The sequence below is a fragment of the Robinsoniella peoriensis genome, from assembly GCF_000797495.1.
Classification (GTDB): domain Bacteria; phylum Bacillota; class Clostridia; order Lachnospirales; family Lachnospiraceae; genus Robinsoniella; species Robinsoniella peoriensis.
Genome location: NZ_JTGN01000001.1, coordinates 181,627 through 204,965 on the forward strand (window position 1 = coordinate 181,627; position 23,339 = coordinate 204,965).

The 23,339-nt window shown below is 43.6% G+C and carries 20 protein-coding genes; 3 read left to right on the forward strand and 17 right to left on the reverse strand.

What is annotated here, in order from left to right; genetic code table 11:
* Positions 1-41: 41 nt before the first annotated feature.
* Genes QR40_RS00765 through QR40_RS00785 form a run of 5 tightly spaced genes read right to left on the reverse strand, consistent with a single transcriptional unit; the run spans position 42 to position 4,911 of the window.
* Complete coding sequence (locus QR40_RS00765) at positions 42-386, reverse strand: glycerol dehydratase reactivase beta/small subunit family protein (protein ID WP_044292928.1); 345 nt, start codon at positions 384-386, stop codon at positions 42-44.
* Entirely contained in the window at positions 383-2,200 is a 1,818-nt protein-coding gene (locus tag QR40_RS00770) for a diol dehydratase reactivase subunit alpha (RefSeq protein WP_044292929.1), read from the reverse strand. Before QR40_RS00770 ends, QR40_RS00765 begins: the two co-directional genes overlap by 4 nt.
* The gene (locus tag QR40_RS00775; RefSeq protein ID WP_027293756.1) at positions 2,197-2,589 is read right to left on the reverse strand and encodes a diol dehydratase small subunit; all 393 of its coding nucleotides are present in this window, start codon (positions 2,587-2,589) and stop codon (positions 2,197-2,199) included. The genes QR40_RS00770 and QR40_RS00775 overlap by 4 nt, the downstream gene beginning before the upstream one ends.
* 1 nt (position 2,590) lies before the next feature.
* Positions 2,591-3,235, reverse strand: a complete 645-nt coding sequence (locus QR40_RS00780) for a propanediol/glycerol family dehydratase medium subunit (RefSeq protein ID WP_027293755.1) — start codon at positions 3,233-3,235, stop codon at positions 2,591-2,593.
* A gap of 11 nt (positions 3,236-3,246) precedes the next feature.
* Complete coding sequence (locus tag QR40_RS00785) at positions 3,247-4,911, reverse strand: propanediol/glycerol family dehydratase large subunit (RefSeq protein WP_027293754.1); 1,665 nt, start codon at positions 4,909-4,911, stop codon at positions 3,247-3,249.
* 352 nt (positions 4,912-5,263) lie between these two features.
* On the opposite strand from QR40_RS00785, the gene QR40_RS32160 reads away from it, so the two are divergent.
* Complete coding sequence (locus tag QR40_RS32160; protein ID WP_242858446.1) at positions 5,264-5,350, forward strand: putative holin-like toxin; 87 nt, start codon at positions 5,264-5,266, stop codon at positions 5,348-5,350.
* A 166-nt stretch (positions 5,351-5,516) separates the two neighbouring features.
* On the opposite strand, the gene QR40_RS00790 is transcribed toward QR40_RS32160, so the two are convergent.
* The gene (locus tag QR40_RS00790) at positions 5,517-6,059 is read right to left on the reverse strand and encodes a D-lyxose/D-mannose family sugar isomerase (protein WP_044292930.1); all 543 of its coding nucleotides are present in this window, start codon (positions 6,057-6,059) and stop codon (positions 5,517-5,519) included.
* Between the two features lie 345 nt (positions 6,060-6,404).
* Here QR40_RS00790 and QR40_RS00795 point away from each other — a divergent pair, with 345 nt between their 5' ends.
* Positions 6,405-7,589 (forward strand): ROK family protein, encoded by a 1,185-nt coding sequence (locus QR40_RS00795; RefSeq protein WP_044292931.1) that lies wholly within the window; start codon positions 6,405-6,407, stop codon positions 7,587-7,589.
* Here the strand turns inward: QR40_RS00795 and QR40_RS00800 are convergent.
* The 7 genes from QR40_RS00800 to QR40_RS00830 all read right to left on the reverse strand — a co-directional run bounded on the left by QR40_RS00800 (position 7,558) and on the right by QR40_RS00830 (position 17,539).
* Positions 7,558-8,703, reverse strand: coding sequence for a uroporphyrinogen decarboxylase family protein (locus tag QR40_RS00800; protein WP_044292932.1), 1,146 nt, complete (start codon positions 8,701-8,703; stop codon positions 7,558-7,560). The genes QR40_RS00795 and QR40_RS00800 overlap by 32 nt on opposite strands.
* 54 nt (positions 8,704-8,757) lie before the next feature.
* Entirely contained in the window at positions 8,758-11,571 is a 2,814-nt protein-coding gene (locus tag QR40_RS00805) for a glycoside hydrolase family 38 N-terminal domain-containing protein (RefSeq protein WP_242858448.1), read from the reverse strand.
* Between the two features lie 599 nt (positions 11,572-12,170).
* Positions 12,171-12,464 carry a Dabb family protein gene (locus QR40_RS00810; RefSeq protein WP_044292933.1) on the reverse strand — a complete coding sequence of 98 codons (294 nt, stop codon included), beginning with the start codon at positions 12,462-12,464 and terminating at the stop codon, positions 12,171-12,173.
* A 67-nt stretch (positions 12,465-12,531) separates the two neighbouring features.
* A complete protein-coding gene (locus tag QR40_RS00815; protein ID WP_044292934.1) occupies positions 12,532-13,464 on the reverse strand; it encodes a class II fructose-bisphosphate aldolase in 933 nt (310 codons plus the stop codon).
* Between the two features lie 39 nt (positions 13,465-13,503).
* Complete coding sequence (gene ald / locus QR40_RS00820) at positions 13,504-14,616, reverse strand: alanine dehydrogenase (protein ID WP_044292935.1); 1,113 nt, start codon at positions 14,614-14,616, stop codon at positions 13,504-13,506.
* 187 nt (positions 14,617-14,803) lie between these two features.
* Positions 14,804-15,973, reverse strand: coding sequence for a Gfo/Idh/MocA family protein (locus tag QR40_RS00825; protein WP_044292936.1), 1,170 nt, complete (start codon positions 15,971-15,973; stop codon positions 14,804-14,806).
* A 12-nt stretch (positions 15,974-15,985) separates the two neighbouring features.
* The gene (locus QR40_RS00830) at positions 15,986-17,539 is read right to left on the reverse strand and encodes an aminotransferase class III-fold pyridoxal phosphate-dependent enzyme (RefSeq protein ID WP_044292937.1); all 1,554 of its coding nucleotides are present in this window, start codon (positions 17,537-17,539) and stop codon (positions 15,986-15,988) included.
* A 280-nt stretch (positions 17,540-17,819) separates the two neighbouring features.
* Here QR40_RS00830 and QR40_RS00835 point away from each other — a divergent pair, with 280 nt between their 5' ends.
* Positions 17,820-18,596, forward strand: a complete 777-nt coding sequence (locus QR40_RS00835; protein ID WP_027293746.1) for a DeoR/GlpR family DNA-binding transcription regulator — start codon at positions 17,820-17,822, stop codon at positions 18,594-18,596.
* A 70-nt stretch (positions 18,597-18,666) separates the two neighbouring features.
* Here QR40_RS00835 and QR40_RS00840 read toward each other — a convergent pair whose 3' ends face one another.
* The 4 genes from QR40_RS00840 to QR40_RS00855 are packed head-to-tail and all read right to left on the reverse strand — an operon-like array spanning position 18,667 to position 23,272.
* Positions 18,667-20,013 carry a family 4 glycosyl hydrolase gene (locus tag QR40_RS00840; protein WP_044292938.1) on the reverse strand — a complete coding sequence of 449 codons (1,347 nt, stop codon included), beginning with the start codon at positions 20,011-20,013 and terminating at the stop codon, positions 18,667-18,669.
* A gap of 54 nt (positions 20,014-20,067) precedes the next feature.
* Entirely contained in the window at positions 20,068-20,895 is an 828-nt protein-coding gene (locus QR40_RS00845) for a carbohydrate ABC transporter permease (protein ID WP_027293744.1), read from the reverse strand.
* Positions 20,895-21,791, reverse strand: a complete 897-nt coding sequence (locus QR40_RS00850) for a carbohydrate ABC transporter permease (protein WP_052377767.1) — start codon at positions 21,789-21,791, stop codon at positions 20,895-20,897. Before QR40_RS00850 ends, QR40_RS00845 begins: the two co-directional genes overlap by 1 nt.
* A gap of 38 nt (positions 21,792-21,829) precedes the next feature.
* A complete protein-coding gene (locus tag QR40_RS00855) occupies positions 21,830-23,272 on the reverse strand; it encodes an ABC transporter substrate-binding protein (RefSeq protein ID WP_044292939.1) in 1,443 nt (480 codons plus the stop codon).
* Positions 23,273-23,339 lie beyond the last annotated feature (67 nt).

Here is a 23,339-nt window from a genome sequence, read left to right on the forward strand (position 1 = left end):
TTCAATCAAATTTTCAAGCTGATTTTAAAGCTGCAGTCTTATTATACATCATATACCTTTTTAAAAGCTACTCTTTTAATTGCTCTGGCGCTATTTGCTCCCAGCGACCTGCACTGGGCAAAGCTCGGGCGGTTGACTTCAAATACGTTCTGCCCTTTATGCAGACCCCGCATCTGCATGGCTGCACGTGAACCGATGATCCCGATACCTGCTCCTAAAATAGACTCTGATGCCGCTTCGTATGCCAGTTCATCCAAATCCGCAGATTCCAGTTTCAATACTTCGTATAAAACGCCTTCTTCTTCAATACCTGCACAGATTTCCCGAAGCAGATCTCTGTCCGGCTGATTTCCACAAATTAGAATGGAAGGCTTTTTTGCAATCATTTGCTTCCTCCAAGATAGGAAAGCACCAGCCCTGTTGCAACCGCATTTCTGGGTCCCTCACAACGTCTGATATTTCCCCGTCCGCAGACAATCTTATAATTGGAAAGTTCCTCCATAAGCATCTGGGGAATCTCAAAGTCTTCTGCAGATCCGCCTACCAATACCACATTTGGAATATTTCTAAGATTATGATCAGGTGCCACCTGGGTCAGCGCTCTGACTGCATTGCGGACAAAAACCTTTTTCTTGGCCTCCCGCCTTACAGACGCAATTTTTTCCATTGGTATATCTTCCTCTATCTTTATGAGTTCTTCCGGATGGAGCAGTACCACATTTCCAAAATACCTCGGATCAATGGATTCATCAAAAAACTGCATTGCACCATTTTCCAGCCTCATATGAAACAGACTTTCCACTCTTGCAAGAGGATATCTTTTAATCTGTTCTGCTGTTGTTCTTGCGGACAGTCCAAGCTCGGTCTGAATAAGCATAGATACCAGTTCTCCCGCTCCAGCCTGATGGGTCGTTCTGACCATCCCCTTTTCATCTATCATAGCTGCATCTGTAGAACCGCCGCCAAGATCGAGAATTGCCAGAGGGAGCTGTGTTCCCGGGGTAGTACAGGCACCAAGCGTAGCCATCACAGCCTCCACTCCCGCCACCTTTGTATAAATCCCCAGTTCCTTTTTTAACTCATCTGCAATCTTTTCCATAGGCAGCTGCCTTGTTTTAACCATAGCCGCAATTCCCACTGCTTTTTCCATGCACATCTCTCCTGCGAGAGAGCCGGAAATCTGTACTGGAGCCAGGGTGTCAACAGCAAGTATATCTGTGATGCGAATATCCTGACCGGTCTCATCTGTCACTTTTTCCATGCCTTTTTTAATGCCGGAAAGCATATTTCCCACATTAGTTTCCTGTTGTCCGCTGATATCACGGATTTCTCCGGCTCCTGAAAGGGTATCCATAATTGCATCTGCACCCGCATCAATATTTACAGTTAGAGAATTTGTTCCTTCTATATAAATATCACCTGCAGGCAGAATATTTTCTTTTACGTTGCCGTGAGGTGTTTTGATCACTACGGCACTCCGCTTTCCAATCAGGCTTTTTGCAATGGGCGTCACCATTCTGGTTTCTTCGGGTCCAAGTTCAAGCAGTGTTGCGATTCCATAAGGATTAGACAGCATACTGATTCCCTGACCGGGCAGCGCAACTTCTATCGCCGCAAGCTTTCCTTCCGGTACACGCTCTATCTGACGCACTTCATCAATAATAGGAATTTCAATAGAAATTCTGTTTTCAACAAGAACCGCCTCGTCCGCCTGGAGTATCAAACCTTTGATTCCAATGCGCCCGCTGTATTTATTAATAATTCCTGCAACTTCATCATAGCCGAAACGGCTGGATGCTGTCAGTATATATGAGACATTGCTTTTTGCCGATGCAATCTGTTCCAGAGGCAGTAAATATCCGACTGCCTGCCCCGCTCCGGCAGGTGTGGATGGATTGTGCCCGATCATAGAGGATTCTGTTATAATGGTTTCCGTTATGGTTTCCATCGCCGTATCCCCGATGACAGGTGCAGCCTCATTGATCCGGATCAGTTCTATCTCATTTACCTTCCGGTCAATACGGCCCATTGCCTCTAAAAGAGCTGCTTTTATCCCGTGAACATTTGCCACGGTGCCTTTGGTTCCCGTAGTCATGCGGGAAGCACTGGATAAAAAGCGCAGTTTGCCCTCTTCCGAAAAAGAGCCGATACATACTTCAGTTGTGGAATTGCCAATATCAACACCTGCAACTATTTTCACAGAAGAATCCCTCGTTTCTCGTACACCTCTGCAGCTTCCATAACCAGTTTTGCACAGTGTACCGCTCCATATTTCTCCAATAGTTCCTTCGCCATCTCTACCAGTTCCCGCTTCGTGGAACGGTTCGGGCGTAATTTATTATACATTTCCAGAATTACTTCATCCGGAACATCAACCAGTTCTCCGGCACGTTCAAAATTTAACGCCATAGGGTCATTACCGGCTTCCTTGGAAACCTGTCCCTGCTTTTTTAACATTTCCTTAGAGATTTTAATGTCATCTGCTGTGATATTCCCTTTTCTCACTTGATCCAAAGTAATATCTGACAGCTTTTTTCCGGTTTTAGAAGTAATACTCTCCGCTTCATGTTGTCCTAATGGGTATCTCATCCTATGCTTCCTCCCATTCAATAATTGGTATTTCCTTGTCCACCTGTTCTGTCTCGCGAATATGCATAAGCGCTGCTTTCACCTGGAACTTCGCACGAACCATTGGATCATTAATGCTCTCAATGGGAGTCACTTTTTCTCCTTTTACATACCGTGCTGCATTTCTGCCTATTTTCCGGTAAGTTTCCAGTGTCATAAGCGGTGCCTGTGGAAATAATTCCAGATTTGACAAAGGATACAGATCCTTCTGGTGAATTACAGCCGTTCCTTTCGACTGCAGTCCGATTCCGATGCCGGAACCGCTGATCTTGGCTGCCTCCAGTCCCATAAAACAAACATCTGATGTTTTCAGTACTTTTACTACCCTTGGAACCATTCCTTCTTCTTCAATTCCGGCTTTCAGGTTCTTCAATACCTCATTCAGATCCAAGCCAACAATTGTTGCACCGATTTCTCTCTGAAAAGCAGGTCCCACACCGATTACTACTTCCTTGGGATTTGTTCCTTTTTTCGCCAGAGGAAAGCCTGAATAATCAGTTTTTACAACTGTGTGGTCTTTTGCTGCAGATGCGGCAGACGGATGATTGCCAAGCTGAGCGATAACCGCCTTTGCAATGCTTTGTATTAACTCTTCATTTAATTCCATTCTGCCACCTCCTAAAACTTATCCGGATCGATAATATGTGGAATCGCTTTAATTTCTTCCCAGCGTTTTCCATCCACACGGTATCCGGTACCAGGTCCCATATAATCATTCGGTGTATTTACACCGGACAGTACATTAAAGTTCTCGTCCAGAATCGCCGATGTCTGCATATAATCTCCAATTACCCGTTGTTTTAACATATTGAGTATACTCTGTGCAAGATCTTCAAATCCGCTGTCTGCAAGGGCTTTTACAATATCAACACCTGTAATTCCCCGTTTCATCATATCTTCTACAGACATAAGATCGGCTGCCACATCACGGGATAAAGTATCCTTGCTTCCATGTGCATATGCCACTGCTTCTACCTGCTCATCTGTGACCTCAGTGAGTCCCAGATATTTAAATACTGCCTGAACAGCTTTTCCTGCTTTCATTCTGACACGGATAACTTCTTCTTCCGTAACAGGACGAAGACCCCCGTCCACCTGCATATCACGCTGAATAACATTGTAATCATCAAAGTCTTCTGCATCAAAGTTAGAACCTGCAAATAAATTATCATAATTCGGTTCTGCCGCATAACCGGAGAAAATGAAATCCGTACCCGGCATAAACTGAAGCATGGTTCTTGCTGTTCTTCGCATATCTGAGTTGGAAAAACTCTGATCATTGGAAGAAGCACATTCCAGTCCTAAAAGTGCGGCTACCAGATTCTCACCCATAACCTCGCGGATTCCTGCCGGCACGCTGGCTGCTATACCGATACAGCTAACGGATCCATTCTGAATTCCCTGTGATCCTGCACCTTTTGTGACATAGAGACATCTGCACTCCAGATAAAGCATCGACTTTTTCTCGGTGCTTCCCATTAATACTTCGGAACCTGCCCCCGAAGTAAAACGGACTTTCAGTCCCCTGGATGCATAAGCAGAATTCAAAAATGCTTTGGAATAAGGAGTATCATCTCCGTCTACAAAGACTTTTTCCGTACCATATACGGACAAGGTCTCTGCATATGTAGTAAGTCCGCGGATACCAAGTTCTAACTCTGTAGCTTCTTCAACCGCACACTGGGTTAATACACCTTTTCTTCCTGCCTGGGAACCGATCAGAAGTGCGATTGCGTTAAACGGAGCATACCGCGCTATTCCAACCGTAGTCTCTTCTTCAGCAAATCCCCGGAGTGCACCTTCCGCCGCATCTGCTGCTATCTGTACCGGATCATCCTTCAGGTTTGTAATATGCGCCTGATTTCCCGGTGTCCTTCTGGCACGCATTTTCTGCATACCCATCATCATTTCTACCACATTCAGATAATTGATAACTTCCACCATTTTAGCCGGTGTAATCCCGGAAACAAGTTCCAATATTTCTTTTCTGGATACATGAATATCCACGATCATGCGGGCAATATCTAAAGACGGCACTGCCATAGAACGCTCTGCTCTTTCCACATTAATCGCATATTCTGCAATAAACTGGTCCAGGAAATCAAACTCCGCTTTTTTCTTTCCATCCAGTTCCGTAATGACACCATCTTCTACTTTAATAGAAGGTTTCGGGTCATATGGGCTTTTCATAGCAACAAAACCCATCTCCGGCCATTCATTGATAAATCCATCCATATTGACCGGGCGTTTGTCTAATGTTTCAATTCTTTTTGACCTCTTCATGCTTTCACCTTTTAACCGTTGTACCGGGTAATTGTCTGTAAAATACCTCTACTATAAGTTTCTAAAAATTATATAAGTATTATACTACAAAGTGATGTGGTTTTGCAAGTTTTCTTTTTGTTTTTTGTTGGTTTTATTTGTTTCCTGGGATTGTTTTTGAAAAACGGAATTAAGATTTATGTGGTTTATTGTAGGTATAAATATTTATATATACACCTTATATATATATAATTGCAAATTATAAGACTGTATAAATAATTAGACATCATAAATAGAATATGGTATACTAAATATCTGGAATAATCGTTACAGGGTGGTTACCCTCCAACTTCAGAAGAAGGGGGGTGATGTTATGAATACATATCAGGTATTAACATTATTGTTTATATTTGGAAGTTTTCTAATTTCTCTCCTTGCCTATATCGACAAGAAGAAATAAAAAAGCCTACCCTGTTCTCACCAACAAGGTAGGCATCGTCCATTAAGGACAAGTCCTTATCATGAGGATAACTACCTAACATGGGGCGGTTATTCCTTTTTGTATAAATATAATATCACCTGTGAGTCTATTTGTCAAATGCCGAACAACACTTTATAAGGTCCTTTTATTCCTCAATCTCCGGCATCCTTTTAATCCTGACATCCGTAAAAATATCATACTCATCATAGCAATGCGTACTAAATTCACTGATGACTGCTCCTTTTTCCCCTGCCTGGAACCAGTGCCTGGTATTGGGATACAGGGTATATTGTTCCCCCTCTTTTAAGCAGATTTCATGAAACACGGTAAATCCTGGCTGATCCGGTAATATTTTTGCTTTTATATCCTCCGTGGCATCCCCTTCCACATATAGGTAGACCTCTCCTTTCCTGCATCGGAAGGTTTCTTCTTTGCCTTCATAATTCTCTCCTACCGATGGATGAAGATGCTCGGGACAGGTTTGATGAGGTAACAACACCATCTCCTTAGCACAGCAGCGGTCCGTATTTACATACACAACGCTTTCCAAACCAATTCTATAGATATCATTTAATCCGAAATCTGCCACTTCAATCTGCTCCTCCTCATCCGGGGTCAGAACAATATTGGCTTCTTTAAAATATTTTAATGCCTCTTCTTTCACTTCCTGATAAACTTTTCTATTCATATCTCTTTCCTTTCCTGCCAAAGCCCTGTTTTAATTTTTTTCTGCTGCCTGACCATTTAAAGCCGGCGCTAACGAAGGGCAGGCTCATTGGCTGTTTTACGGTATGGCTACAAGTCCATCAGCCAAGCGGTGTGTTTAGGTGTGAACAGTAACCATTTTCTTACATACTCTGTAATTTTTACAAAATATAGGTTGACTGGCAATAGCGCTGTTTGCTATAATTAAATTAATAAATAGTTTTTATTTATATACCTGTTTACTGGTACAAAGATTTGTTGGTATCTATTTTGTAAATATATTTTACTATTTTTTGATAAATATCTTATACTAAAGGAGGGTAATATCTTGCGTAAAGGAGTTAACCACACAGATGTCAAAAATACAAACCGCGGCATTATACTGCAGCTGATTGCTTCCGGAAGAGACTATTCCAGGGCGGCTATTGCCTCTAAAATTCATTTATCTAAGATGACCGTGACAAACATTGTGAATGAACTGATTGAGGAACGCTATGTCTGTGAATCACAAATTGAAGAAAATACCAATATTGGAAGAAATCCGGTTCAGCTGGATATCGCACCGGATGCCCCTAAGGTAATTGGCATTTACCTTTCCAGGGATGCGGTTCACTGTATTCTTACCGAGATCACCGGCAAGATTTTATATCACCAGTTTACCTCTCTGTGTGAAGAGACAGCTAATTCTCTCACACAGAAAATCATAAAGCTTATTCAGGATGCAGCTTCCGTGACTACTGATACCATCCTTGGAATCGGTGTCTCCTCCATCGGACCTCTGGATGCTGAAAAAGGAGTCATTTTAAAGCCTACAAATTTCTTTCATATCTCTGACTATTCCATTAAAGCTATTCTGGAGGACTGCTTCCAGATGCCTGTATTTGTCAATAATGATATGAATGCTTCCGCACTTGCGGAAAAGCTGTTCGGTATGTGTATGGATACGAAGAACTTTGTCTACCTTGGAATCTCCAATGGCATCGGATCGGGCATCATATCGGATGGGAAGCTGTTTCAGAACAAAAGCGGCTTTGTGGGAGAAATCGGACACATGGGCATCTACTATGACGGCGCTCTGTGTTCCTGCGGAAGAAGGGGCTGCCTGGAGGCCTATATCAATATGCCGGTCATACTGGAGAAATTACGCCTTGCAAGCAATAACCCTGCTCTTACCTGCTCCGATTTTGTAACTGTGGCAAAACAGGAAGCATGCCATGCTGTTTTCCAGGATATGGCTGAAAAACTTTCCTATGCAATTATCAATGCCTGCAACATGATGGACCCTCAGATCATCATCCTTGGGCATGAAGGTTACTACCTGCCGGATTCTTATATAGAATACATCCAGCAGGAAGTAAATGCCAAGATACTTGCCGCAAGCCATAAGTACATTTCCATCAGAAAATCCAGCTTTGCCATGAAAACTCCCATTATCGGCAGCGCCTGCTGCCTGTTAAACGAATTTTTTGCCGGGAATTTCTTTACTTCCAATCATCCAAAGGGCAGCCGTTAAACTCGGCTGCTGCTTCTGCCATGGCCCTTACATTTTCAACAGGAGTATCGTAAAACATATAATCGCTGGCTGCCAGAATATGCTTTCTGCCCAACCTCTTTGCCGTTTCCAAAATTCTAAAACTTATTTCTTTAATCTCCCCGGGCGTCCCCAACAGCAGTTTATCCAGACCGATATTTCCTCTGGTACAGATCTCAGGGTCTAATTTTAAGAATGCATCTTCAATGGATTTTACATTTCCAACCGGCTCTTCTGAGAGAGTTTCAAACAAATCAATCCCCATTTCATTATAAAACCCAAGAGACAGCATGGGCTCAATCTTTGAACAGATATGGGTATATACCAGCAGGCCGTTTTTATGAGCCATTTCGGTTACAATTTTTGAGTATGGTACCAGATAATCCCGGTAATATTGGGGTGATATTAATTCCGAACCGGGACCTCCCAGAAAAACAAAGTCAGCACCTCCTTTTGCAACCGCCAAAATCAATCTTTCGTCAAGCTCTAAGATTTTATCCATCAGCCTTTTAAAAATCTCCGGGCAGGTAAGGGCAAACACTGCCGTATCCACCGTATTGGGAAAACACAACAGTTCATAGGGCTGCATCGGCCACTGAAGATCCAGTGCACTGTCTTCTCCCACTATTTCCCGTATGTGCTTGACTCCGTCTGTAATGGTTGAAAAATCTTTCACCTCCAACAGGCAGTCCAGATAATATTCAAAGATTTCCAGTTCTTCTTCTTCCGTGATAAAATATTTTACCGCCATAGCTCCCTTTCCTTCATCTTCTATAATTTCTGAAGTAAGAGTTCCAAGAGCTGTCATTAGCTTTTTATGGGTAATCTTTCTGTCCGCTGTATTTCCATGGGCGGACATATTTTCCATCACCAGCTTTGGGGTGAGTTCGTGCAGCTGCGGAAGTTCATAATTGTACAGAGGGATTACATTAAACATCTCCCAGGCTTTTCTGGTATCTTCAATGGTAGTATCCCCTATCCAGGTTTTATTTGCAATCTTGGTATCAAATCCGGCTCCTGCCCCTATCTGCGGCGAGCATAAAAATCTCTGCCCGCCGTTTTTCACATAATCAATTAAAATCTCTCTTTTTGTCATATACATTCCTCTGAACAACGCATACTGGCTTGCGCTATTCCTTAATTCGTAGTTTTAAAAACTGACTTTAATGGACCGGAATGCATATTTCGGCAGGGTTACCCTTACTTCGCATCCATCCATTTCCACTGCTGTGTCTGCACATTCGTTTTCTGTCAAAGAGATAAATCCAGCCGTTATGGGTTTTTCTAAAAATTTTAGGCTTACCGGTTCTTCTGCTTCACTGCAACTGTACAATCGGATGACTACCGCGTTGCTTCCGTCTTCCGCCGCCTTCACAGAAGAAACTTTTGCATTTCCCGTAACCTTCAGGAAACATTCCCTCTGTTTTGCTTTTCCCTCATGAACCGTACAGGACAGCGCATAAACAGGATGTGAAAATAGAATTGCTTCCCTTAAAAGCTTCTCTCTGCTGTAATCTTTTTCAAAACCGATTCCAATGTTGATGTAATGCTCTCCCAGATCCGGATATGGGTCAGGATCAAAAGAACCCCTTACCAAATCAATTAAGAGTGCCTGGTTCCCTCCCCGGTAGCCGTATTTACAATCAGACGTCAGCATCATTGCCGTATCTCCGATTTTCGGCAGCGGCGCTCCATAGTATACAGCAGGAACATCATGCCCCAGGCCTTTTCGAACAACAGAACCCGCCGGAATATCATAGAGGTAATCCTCCGCCTCATAGCCAAAAGGCGTATAGAACTGAAGCTGCGGAATTTTCTTATTCTTCGCTCCCGTCTCCAGCCAATCCAGTTTGATCTTATAGCGAAGCATTGTGTCATCGCCATTCAGGCTAATCTTTACTTTTAATTTGAATTTTCCATATTCCAATTCATAAGTCAGATATCGGTTCAGACCCGTTAGTTTCTTGTCAATCACTCTGACAAATGCCTGCTCATTGACATCTGTTATTCTGGAGTACCGTCCAACGATCCAGGCTGTCATCTCCTCCGTATCACTTTCTTCCACATAGCGGAAATAAGCTGAGGGATTCTCATTGTCAATCAATTCCTTACCGCCGTTCAAGCCTGCAAAGGACAGCAATTTCATTGTTCTGGTATCGAATACTGCCCGAACCCTGTCGTTTTCCAGAATATATGCCCCATCCTCCATATCGTGGACTCTTGGATCCTGCCTTACCGGAAGCTTTTCTGACTGGGCCGGCGTATGCTTCACACAGTAAGATGCATAACCAAATGGTCCTACCTCAGCCATAAACAGCAGTTTGAGATAATGGTGCTGCCAGTAATGAAGTCCTTCTCCTTTTATTTCCCAGGGAACATCCCTTCCCATCTCATCCACAACCGTAATCTCATCCACCGGGAATTCCGGATCCCAGACAGTAATTTCCACAAGCTCTTTTCTCAAGTACTGGGTAGTATTGAACAGCGTATAAACCCTGGTGTCTCCGCTTCCTCTGTGGGTACTGGAAAAACCAAAACGTCCGTCACCTTCATTTCCGTAACAATCCTCCGTCTGCCCGGTACCATAGCCCACACCTGCTCCTTCTGACATGGAGTCTTTTGTATCGTTTCCTCCAAATATACTGGTATCAATGCGCTCACTGATTGCCCGCATAGCCCGGTTTGCATTTGCCATGGAGATGGTCAGCGTCTCCTGGAAAAGTCCCATAGCATGTTCTCTGGTTTCTATAACCCCTGACCCTGGCAGAATGTCGTGGAACTGGTTAAACAGCACATTTTTCCATGCCCGATCCAAACGGTCCGTCAATCTGTGGTTGCCGGTTAACTGTGCACCCATGGTACAGAGCGTTTCCGCATCATATAACTTATCTTCTCCGATACGGTTTGCCATCTTGATTCTGGCCTGGGTAGTATAGCATCCCGTCAGAACATAATTTAATTCTCCTGTAACTACGGGGAACCGGTCTCTGTCCTTTTCTACGGCATGAAAGAACTCATGCATGGTTCCAAAACGAATATCCGGCATCAACGGCCAGCTGCTCATATCCATAATCCGTTCAATATCTCTTCTTGTCGGTCCGCCGCCATGGTCTCCCACACCATATACTTTTAACATGGTACTGGTATGATTCTCCCTGGAAAATTCAGGAACATTAAGCATCATGTCATATTCAATGGGTCCCAGATACCAGGTTGGTTCACGGTATACCAGTACTCTTTCCCCTGAAGGTGCTTCCCAGTTGTACAGCATATATTTATCAAAGCCTCTGCAATGGTAGTAATACTTAATTCCACCCTGATTTAAAATTTCCGGCACACATGCGCTGTGACCGAAGGTATCCGGCTCAAAATCCAGTTCCATTGCCTCTTTTGGCAGCTCCAACAAACCTGACAAATAGTTTTTGGTATACAGAATATGCCTCGCCATACTCTCCGTACCTGTCATATTTTTGTCCGGTTCCACCCAGGTAGATGCCGTAACTTCCCATTTTCCTCTTTTAATCTGTTCTCTGATCTCCGGCAGCATGTCGGGACAATATTTTTCAATTGCCTCATAAGTAGATGCCTGAGACTGTGAAAATGTAAAATCTTCATATTCCCGCATCAGATTCAGCATGGTCTGAAAGGTATCTATTGTAACAGACACAGTTTCCTGATATCCCCACATCCAATTCATGTCAATATGGGCGTGTCCTGCACAGATCACACTTAATTTCTTGGCAGATTCTTTATAATGAAGCAGTTTATTTTCCGCAGCGGCTGCTTCCTGTTTTGTGATTGCCCCTTCTTCCTTCTCCTGCTGATAGAGATGGTCAATTACTTTTGCTGCATCTTCCGGGATTTCCCCATTTCGTAACTGTATCAGGTATCCCAGCTGGGCAAGAATACGTTCTTCCCAGTAATTTTTCCCTTTTTTCTCTTTCAGTTTCAGATACTTTTCCATTGTATTCACAAATACACCTTCTTTCTTTAACCTTTTGTTCCGCCCTGCATGCTGAATCCCTTGGACATATATCTCTGCGTCAACACGTATAAAATAATGGACGGAAGTGCATAGATAATGGAAAATGGATTCCCTTTAACTTACCTGCACCGTCAACCCAGGCTCCCATAATTGTTGCGATCGGCAAAGATGTACTTCGGCATTCATATACAAAATTATGCCGTTGTTTTTTGTAAAATTGTATAATATATTTTTTTAAACATGACTTTCATTAGCGATTATAACCACATTAAAGCATAATACAAATTAATTGTCAATGGTTTTTACTATTATAATATAAATATTTATATATTTAGAAAGAAATGCGATCATTTTCCATTTTCCATTCCAAAAATGATCAGAAATTGTTTTTCAGCTAATGATAGGCACGAAAAAAGGATAAGCCAAATTCTGGCCTATCCTTGTACTACAGCGAACAGTTTATAAATGGCTAAATGGCTTATGGCTCATGCCAGTTCTGCAGTAAGCCTTCTAAACGCCTGTCATGGTCCGCCCCTTTTCTTTACAAACACTATCTCCTGATACAAAGCGTCCCTTAATCAGCATTCATAATCCACACAAACTTTCCCGACCGTAATTGCTTTTATATACTCTTTTATCTTCACATGCTCCGGATGTCCCTGATACGCTGTTTCCGACACCCTGTCCACAAACTCCGTATAGAGTGCAAAGTCAAATTCACCGCCATTATAATTAGCTCCCACTTCCGCTTTCAGAAGTCCCTTTATTTGCGGCTGCATATTTTGGAATTTCCGGTTCAGCTCTGTTACTATTTCTTCTGCATCCTGTTTTTTCTCTGGTTTTAACGCCCAGAATAAAATATGTTTTACCATAGTTCCACTTCCTCTCTTAGCATGTTTTTGATAATTGGTTTCTGTAAGATATGCGTCACGATTTCTTTTATGCTTTCTGTGAGCTTCCAAACAGACGCATTTTGCTTCCTACTTCAGCCTTTATGCCGTCTATGGTATAATTAATTAATTCCGGATAACTGATGGAAGTACAGGTGCAGCCCTTTAACTGCTGCATTACCTCTTTCACGATTCCTTCTATCAGTTCCTGGCTGTTTCCAAGATTTATCTTACGTGCTCCGCAGAGATTTTCATTAATAGTGTTGACTGCAGCTTTCGACATATCGGTAAAAATATTAACTTTACTGATTCCATTTGCCACACAGCTTCGGAAATCCTGATCCGTCAGCCCGGATCCTCCATGCAATACTAATGGAACGTCCACAGCATTTCGGATTTCCCGCAGCCGGTTTATATCCAGAACCGGTTTTATCTTATATTCTCCATGAGCTGTACCAATTGCCACAGCCAGAGCATCAATTCCCGTCCTGGCGGTAAAATCAGCTGCCTGCTCTACTTTGGTATACATTTCCTCATGCCCGTCATCACCGCCGCCTTCCGCACCGCCCACATGCCCCAGCTCTGCTTCCACTGATACGTTCAGCGCGTGGGCTACTTTCACAATTTCTTTTGTCTGACGGATATTCTCTTCATAGGTTAGTGTGGAGCCGTCAAACATTACGGAGGTAAAGCCATAATGGATGGCCTTCATGATATATTCAAAGGTCATTCCGTGGTCAAAATGAATCGCAACCGGCACCACTGCTTCTCTTGCAAATTTCACCATAATCGGCGCGATGTCTTCGAGATTTGCGTAAGGAAGATGTGCTTCGGCAAAACCGATGATCACCGGGGAACGCTCTTCTTCTGCTATCCCTATAATTGCCCTTGCCATTTCAAGATTAATGGTATTAAACATTCCAATGCCATATCTCCGGTTCTTTGCATCTTTTAATATTTCTTTTAGTGTCACAATCGCCATATATACACCTTCTTATCTTTATTGAATTGGGGCATGAAACTAAATGCAGGCTCTGGCATCTGTAAATTCCAGTCCGTAAACCTCCGCTACTGCCCGGTATGTTAGCTTTCCTTTGTATATATTCAAGCCTTCCAAAAGACCCGCATCTTCTTTCAGTGCCGTCTCTGCACCCTTATCTGCAATATGGAGTCCGTAGTTTAATATGGCATTATTTAATGCATTGGTAGAAGTATTCGATACCGCTCCCGGCATATTCCCAACACAATAGCAGACCACACCTTCTGTCACATATACCGGATCATCGTGATAAGTCACGTGGCTCACTTCACTGCATCCGCCCTGGTCAATTGCCACATCCACAATCACCGCACCTTTTTTCATATTCTTTAAATACTCTCTTTTAATCAGCTTTGGTGCCGCCGCACCCGGGATTAATACCGCCCCGATCACAAGATCCGCATCTGCCAGGCATTCCTGTATATGCTGGGGTGTGGAAAAAACCGTATTAATTCTGCCCTGATAAATGTCCTCCAGGTATTCCAGCCGGTCCAGATTAATATCCAGAACCGTAACTTCTGCCCCCATTCCCGCAGCAATTTTAATTGCGCTGGTTCCTACAATTCCCGCTCCCAGGACTACCACTTTTGCCCGTTCCACACCCGGAACTCCCGCTAACAGGACACCTCTTCCGCCAAAGGGTTTTTCCAGATATTTCGCCCCCTCCTGAACGCTTAATCTTCCTGCTATCTGGCTCATGGGTTTTAAACAGGGCAATCCGCCATTTCTGCCTTTTATCGTCTCAAATGCAATTCCGATACATTTGCTCTCCAGCATGGCATCCGTCAGCGCTTTATCTGCTGCCAGGTGAAGATACGTATAGATAATCTGGTTCTCTCTGATCAGCCGGTATTCCGGTTCCAGCGGCTCTTTTACCTTTACAATCATGTCACAGGTGTCAAATACCTCCTTTGCCGTATCCTGTAAAATACATCCTGCCCGTTCATACATATCATCCTGGTAGCCAGATCCTTCCCCGGCGCCTTTCTGTATATAAACCGCATGTCCGTGATCAATAAATGCTTTTGCTGAATTTGGTGTAAGGCCTACGCGGTATTCATGTTTCTTAATTTCTGTAACGGTACCTACTTTCATTTACTTACCCCTTTCCGGCTATTCGCCGCACCCTTTTTATGATCTCTCTTTATGATCTTACTTTACGATCTCTTACTATGATCTTCTATCATGATCTTCTATTATGATCTTCTATCATAATCTACTATCATGATCTGCTATCATGAATCTTTTGCATTTCATGCCCGATTCCTAACCGTGCTATCCATTATAGATTATGGGAATCTGCAGGCAAAGGAGTAAGATCCAGTTCCACTGCCCGTTTTTCCTGATAAGACTTTAATGCCGCCGTATGCAGGGCATGGGAGATTCTGGTCTCCTCTGGTGTAAAGCAGCCGAATGCTGTCTCTTTTCCCTCTACTTCCAATATAAATGCCGCCCACATCTGTAAAATGGCATCGGTAAATCCAAATTCAAATATATCTCCGGTAATGGTAGGAATCAGTGGTTTTGTTCCGATATTGACCCTGCTCCACGCCTGATTCTTTCCTTCGGAAAACAGATAGTGAAAAGCGTTTGGGTCATCCGAATAAAATCGGACGGATGCATCCATTCCCGTCACCTCCAGATACCAGTTACTGGTAGCCCCGGGCTCCAGCCTCTTCGTCTCGATATACAAGGCAAACTCATTATCATCTTTATCGGCACACTGGCAGATCATCGTTCCGTTGTCATATGTATCACATGCCGCCATGCCGCCTTTTCCATCCGGACGTTCTGTTACGATATCACTCAGTACCGCATAAACATTTTTCGGAATCCATCCCAGCCGGAAAGGTACATGTTCCGCATGAATGCCCAAATCCCCAAGGCATCCATATTCCCCATTCATGCGAACGGTACGTTTCCAGTTAATGGGCTTATGAATATCCAGGTCACTGGCATGGTTAAATCCTGCCTTCACTTCAATAATCCGTCCCAGTTTATCATTTTTAACCCAGCGTATTAATTCCTGGCAGGCCGGAAAATAGGGATATTCGCTGGCACACCGCACCACTACTTCCGGATTTTGTGCAATGGCCTCCAGAATTTTCTGATTGGCTTTTTGATCAATTCCAAAGGGTTTTTCCCCCAGCAGGTGCTTCTTGGCACGAATGATATCACAGTATACCTGTTCATGCAGCAGATGGGGAAGTGCACAGTATACCGCTTCTACATCTTCCCGTTTCAAAAGTTCTTTGTAATCCGTTGTTGTAAACTGAATGGTATCAAAGTTATCAGTAAACCATTTCTGAGATGCTTCATTGACATCACAGACTGCCACGATCTCCGGCCTTGCTGCCTGTACCGTCAGATGGCACCATCTTGCGGCTGCACTGGCAAATTCTTTTCCCATAAGCCCGCATCCTATAATTCCAAAACGTATTGTTTTTCCCATATCAGATTCCCCCTACTTTCCTTCTTCCATTTCATGCAGTGCAGCTTCCATATGCCAAATCAGGCAGTCAATCAGTTTGTGTGTCGCGATTAATGGCAGCTTCAATAACGCAGCCGGCGGGCAGAATGCCTTGTATACCTGAGCACTGATATCAAAATATTGTCCCGTCATCTTCTTCACAAAAGTAACCGTATCGTCCACATTTTTAAAGGTGATGGCACTTAACATCTGTTCCCCTTCCACATAGTCAATTACTTCCGGAAACTTATCTTTCAACGTTTTCACACGTGCTTCATAATACCTGCCTGTTTCGGAAACAGCACTGCCGTTTTGTTCCACAAATGCCATTGTAATCAGGTAAGACAACGATGCCAGTTCTTCCTGTCCGTTGGTAACCAGTGCACCGAACTGGTTTAGGTTGTCCATTTCGGCGGTGGTAATAATTCTGGAAGCCGGGTACTGCCCGCCCGGAAAGCCTTTTCCTACCACTGAGAAATCCGGATTCAGACCATATTGCCGGAATAAGAACATACCATCATACCACATACAGGATTGAATCTCGTCACACATGATAGGCGTATCACCTTCATGGCAGATTTTATATACTGCTCTCAGATAATCTTCCTCCAACCGGATGCCCCCATAATTCATCAGAATAATTTCATGGGTAAAGCCAGCTGCTTTATATTTGCCCTGATTATACATTTCATATTTTTTCCGGAAATCCTCCAGGTCATTAATCGCAACCGGAACCACTTTATAGATATCATTTTCTTCATTCTTTTTATAAAATTCCGGCCACATATCCCGGAAAGTCTGAGCAATAACGGTTGTGCCATGGTAGTTTGCCATACGTCCGCCTTCATAGTCGCCCATCACAAAGAAAACAGGAATTCGTCCGCTGTATTTTGGTGCAGGAAATGTTTTGTCCAGTTTATAAAATCTGGCGAGCATCATCTTAATTCCGGCTTCACATGCAAGAGAACCGGTCTCCAGATTGATCACGCGGTTTAGTACATGGGGTTTATCACATTTTAATATATCCTCCAGCTCCTGCTTCTGGTCTTTCCCCAGCCCATTGGCAATTCTCACTAATTCCTGTTCACACAATCTCGTTATGTAGCCTCTGGTATTATTGTGTGTTGCGTTGGAAATCCCAAGTGTTCTGGCATTATCGATCAGTTTATATCCCGGAAAGAAATGTCCCAGCGGCGTGTGGTAATGCTCACTCTTGGCAATGACATACAGCTTTCCATCCTGCCCTACCCGGTAGTATCCGAATCCGGAAATAGGACTTGCATCATGATTTGCCGCCTTGGCAAAAGCCTGTGTCGGTGCTCCTTCCATTTTACCCGTAAAAGGCACCGTCACAATTTGACCGATTCTGTCAAGCATGGAATCCAGCTTTTCCACATAGGACTCCGGGAAAAATTCTACCTTTTCTGTCTTGGCAGACTCCGCCTTTTCTTCCTCTACCCCCAGCAGCGAAACTGCTGCAGCAGCAACCGCATTCACATATTCCTCCCCCAACAGATCCCCCAGAGACATAGCTAAATCATTTCTCATAATAAAATCCTCCTTTACATTATATGTGGTTTGTACATCCCTTTCTTCCACTTCATAATATAACGTTTCTTTCATTTTGTCAACTATTTTTGATTGTTTCTTTCATTTTATTGTTTTTTCGTTCAATTATTCGGGATATTCATTGACAGATCATTCTTTTTATACTATAACTAAAGATAAGAAATTCCAGAGCTAACAGGCAGTACGGAAACAGGTTCTACCCTGACGTACTAGCCTGACGCTCTACTTGCTTCAGACAAAAATGAAAAGGAGGTTTCTTATGAGCAAACAGACACAACGAACTGAAACCATTTTAAATATACTGAAAATCAGGCAGCGCCTGACCACCATAGAAGCTATGGAACTTTTAGATGTATCCGAATCTACCGTGAGGAGGCTGTTTAGTGAACTGGAGCAGGAACAAAAAGTGATTCGCAGATATGGCGGAATACAGCTTGCCAATAAAACCCCCGGCGAATATTCTTTCGACCGCCTGATTGAAAGCCATCAGGAGGAAAAAGAGGCCATTGCCGTATGCGGACTCCGCTATATTCAGGATTCTGATATCCTTTTTTTCGATTCCGGCACCACCCTGTATTATCTGTGCCAGGCACTTGCCCAGAAGCTGGAAGCCGAAGAAATCAAGGATCTGACGGTTTTTACTAATTCCCTGGCTAACCTTCAGATTCTATCCCCGGTTTGCCGCGTTATTCTGATCGGAGGAGAATACCGCCAGAAACGCATGGACTTTGCCGGCTATGCCAGCAACAAATTTATCAGTCATTTTAATTTCACCAAATGCTTTATCGGCGCTGACGGCATTTCTCTGGAAGAGGGCCTGATGGCTACCGACTCCGATACGGCACTTATGGCAGAACTGGCAATCTCCCGCTCCGAACAGACAATTGTCATGACCGATGCCGGGAAGCTTGGAAAGCGTTCCTTTTTAAGCTATGCATCCTTAGACCAGGCTGACTGCATTATCACTGGAAGGACAGCGGATCCGGAATTTTTGGAGACGGTGCGACTGAAGGGTATTGATATCTGTACTGCCTGAAAAAAGCAGGTAAAAAGCAGGCAAGCTTTGGATTTCGATTATTTTAAAACTCCGGCTTGTCTGCTTTTTTTCATTTATAATACTGTTTCATTTCCTCTAAAAATGGAAGCTCCAATAATTCATTTAAAAATCCTTCCGCCTGATTTCTGGACTTTGTGAAAGGATCCATCATAATCAATTCTACCAGCAGCTCCCTGCTCCCTTTATCATAAGCCTCCAGCTCCATCTCTACGGACGCAATGCGGTCTCTTTTCATATGACTTTGTACCATTTTGGGAAGTGGCAGCGTGTGGATACCCTGAATCCCTCTCCCGGATACCAATGCCGGTATTTCCACTTCAAAATCTTCCGGCACTCCCTCCACATAGGTAAAGTCATTTGGTATATTCACAATGACCACCCGCTCAACATCGCACGCCAATGCTTCCATTAAGGGTATCATTGGCTCATCCGAAGGTACTTTGGAAAAAAATTCCATCATACGAATGGACTCGTCACAGGCTGCCCTGTGTATGTCATCCACATGCTTTTGGGAAATCTTAAAATATTCATCATAAAAAAGATCGGGATCTTCTTTCCAGACCTCCTGTACTTCCCCGTCGGTATGATACCAGTATCCCCAACTGCCTCCGCCCGGAGTACAGGTATCCCCAATAGGCATGATTCCATATTTCATATACAGATCAATCGCTTTCGGCCCAAAATCATCACTGTATCTGCAAGTTTTAAAATAATCCTCTGATTTTTCTTCAATCCACTGATCCAGAAGCGGATAGGCATCCCGGCCTTTATAGCAGAAGCTGTTCAGCCACACAAAATGGTTAATGCCCGGAACTTGAAAGGTAACATTTTCCCGTTCCAGCCCCAGCAGTTCGCAAAGCCGGTATACACCCCCGTAACCATGGCACATACCTGCCAGTTTTATTCCTTTGTATTTCCGGGTCAGATAGGTCACTCCTCCCATCACCGGATTAGAAACCATAATGTACCATGAATCCGGACACACCTTCTGCATATCCTGATAAATATCTTCCATCAGCCTCAACTGATAAAAGTTCACCCAGAAGGACTCATCATGTACGATGTGAAAACTTCCTCCAAACCGGTAGCCCCATTTCTTAGCAAGCTTCCACCCCTCTTTCAGCCTTTCGTAACCTCCTGCCAGTGCTGTATTAACCACAAAGTCCGCATCCTTAAGGCACTCTAAACGATTCGTCGTTCTGGTAATCTTAAGTGCTGTGCCTGCTTCCGCTGCATACCGTACACACATCCGGTAAATATCATCCAGCCTGCCCTCATTTATATCCATCAGGCAGATCCAACTGTCTGATAGATTTTTATTAAGGCACAAATCCTTAATCAAATTTATAGAAAAAATTCCGGAACCTGCGCCGATTAAACTGATTTTCACACTCATTTCTTATCCTCCTGTATTCATAGCCTGCTGCCCGCATAGGCCGGCTCATCTTTTTTATTTAATAGCACCTGCCGTCAGTCCTTTTGTCATATACTTCTGGAAGAGCAGATAAATGATCAGTGTGGGTATTACACTGATTAAAAGCCCCGTCATCTGAAAAGTGGGGTCAACCGAAGTCCGGTCAGCCATCAGGGATGACAGTGCAACCATAACTGTTCTTTTATCCATAGATTTTAACAAGATCATCGGAGTAAACAGATCATTCCAATAGCCGATGAAGTTTGTAATGACAGACATGGCAACCCCGGCAATTCCCATAGGGACAATTACATTCGCCACTAATCCAAAATAACCGGCACCGTCAATTTTAGCAGCTTCCATGACTTCCTTATCGATCCCCCGAAAGCAGGTAGTCATCAGCATAATCGTACTGGGAAGCCCCATCGCCAGATAGGATAATACAACTCCAGTATAGGTATCTACTAATTTAAACTTTGCAAATATAACATACATTGGAATCATGGTAACCTGTGCGGGAATAAACATGGTAGCGATAATAATTAAAAACATCACGTTTCTTCCCCGGAACCGGAGTTTGGTAAACGCATAGCTGGCAAATACGGAAAAGATGGTAATCAGAACAACGCTGGCACCCACGACGATAAAGGTATTCAGAAAATTCTTCATAATCTTGAATCTGGAAATCAGCGCCTCAAAATTATCCAGGTTTATTGACTTTGGCAGCGCAAAAGGGTCAGCCAGATACTCGGCTCCTGACTTCATGGCAGTCATTGTCATAAAAATCAGGGGATATAAAAAGGTAAGGGACATCAGGCAGAGTGCGGTAAATACCAATATTTTAGACCACTTTATTTTTTTCACTAAGCTCCCTCCTCCCTTTCTTTTTTCTGTGAAATTCCCTGTTGAACCGCCGTAAAGATCAAAATAATGATTAATAGGATGACGGACATTGCGCAGGAATATCCCATTTGGCTTCCGCTTACAAAAGATTTCTGGTAAATCATATAATCAATTGTCATGGTCTCGGTTCCCGGACCTCCCCTGGTAAGGGAATAGATCAGCGGAAACAAGCTGGTAAAAGACCAGATTACCGATACCATAATGGAATATTCTATGGTTCTGCGCAGAAGCGGCAGGGTGACCAGGAATAATTTCTGCCAGTAGCCTGCACCATCCAGTCTCGCCGCTTCATAAATATCCGGTGAAACAGATGCCAGACCGCCCAGCACCAGCATTCCCTGCCATCCGATATTAATCCATACCAGGCAAAAAATAATGACACCCAACCCGCTGGAAGCCTGTCCCAGCCATTCGATTGCCAGTCCGTCCATCCCAACCGCCCGGAATAAGGTATTGATCGGTCCGTTAAATCCAAAAAAGATAGCAAACAAAAATCCAACAATCAAGGAAGATACTACCTGCGGGATATAGTAAATTGTACGGAATATCTTCCATCCCTTCACTTCTTCATATAGTAAAACAGCAACCACAACCCCGATAAAGATCTGGATTGGTATGTATATCAAAAGCACCAGATTGTTCCTGAAAAGCCCCCAAAATTCCCCGTGTCCCAAAATCTGGATATAATTTTTCAGTCCCACAAAATCAGATTTAAACATTCCGTCCCAATTTGTAAAACTTTTTATAACAGCTGCTGCCACGGGTATTCCCCTGACAGCAACTAAAATAATTAACACCGGCAATATGGAAAGCCATCCCTGAAGTGCTTCTCTATGACAGAATCTTCTTTTCTTCATGTCCCGGCTCCTCCCCGTTCACATGCCGGAGCCTCCGTTTACTGGAGCTCCTGCACTTTTTCATCCAGCTTCTGCGCCAGTTCATCCGGCGTCATTTTACCTGTAACCGCAAGCGTGCCCAGAGAGAAACATTCATTTGCAATGTCCGGCACCATACTGTTATCTGTCCAGTAGGAATAATTCTGGGCTATATCATAAAGTTTTTCCATCACACTGTCCCCTTCCCAGCCAAGCTCTTTTAACGTAATATCCTTTCTCAGCGGAAGCATCGGATAATTTTGCAGCAGCTTCAGATGGTTTTGTTTGTTGCTTAAGAAAGAACAGAATTTTACTGCCAATTCGGGATTGGGACAGTAATTTGCAACTGCCAGTACCTGTCCGGAGCCGCCAATTGCCGTATTGCTTTTCAGGACATTACCGTCATAATCCGGCAGTGTATAAAATCCAGCCTTATCATTTCCAAGGGATTCCCGCACTACCTGGAGGATACCGGTAGTCACACCCCCAAGCATCGCAGCATCTCCTTTCAGGAATCTGGATAAAGCATCCTGCGAACTGGCATAATCCTCGTTGACATATCCTTTCTGGAACATATCCTGGGTAACTCGGAAAGCATTTTTAAAGTTTTCGTCATCGGAGAATTTCTTTTCTCCCTTGCTTTCTGCCGCAATATCTTCATTACTGGTCTTTTGCACCCACCAGGTTGCCATATCCATGGTAAACAAGGAGTTTACCCCTGCCGAATCTGCAATTATCGGAAGAATTCCGGTATCTTTTACTTTCTGCAGCATTGTAAGAAATTCATCTACTGTTTTTGGCGGATTGCCTTCCAGATCCACACCTGCCTGTTTCATAATATCCGTATTATAGATAAATCCACATATTTCCGATCCTGCTGCGGGATAGCCCAGTATCTTTCCGCCTTCTTTAAAATCTTCCGTAACCACATCCCACCCCATCAGATTTTCCTTATCTTCCGGTGGAATCATATCGGAAATATCCAGCACCACATCTTTTAAAGCAAAGATCGGCTGTCCCGACCACAGGTTAATGATATCCGGACCGCTTTTTGCCAATGCTGCGGCTTTATAAGACTGATGTGCCGCCCCCTGGTCTGGAAGCAGTGTAATCTCTACCCTGACACCCGGATTTTGCTTTTCGAACTCATTGCAGATCTCTGTAATCGGCCACTCTTCCTGAGGCTTTTTCTTATCTTCATCTGAAATATAAGTCGCCAGCCAGATACTCAAAACTGTTTCCTCTGTTTTTGCTTCTTTCTCCGTTTTCTCGGTTTCCCCGGTTTGCTCCGTTTTCTTTTCTTCCGTTTTTACCTGTTCTTCCTCCTGCCTCTTGCTTTCACTGACAGGTGCTGATGCATCCGTCTGTTTTGGCGACTCCTGTGTACTCTGGCATCCCGCCATCGTCAGCCCCAGAGCCGCTGCCATTCCAAGTGCCATAAATCTGTTTCTTCTCTTCTTCATGAAAATCCCCCTTTACTGGTTTTAAGTTTCATCCGGCTTGTTCCTGTTGTACTATTATTGTAAGATT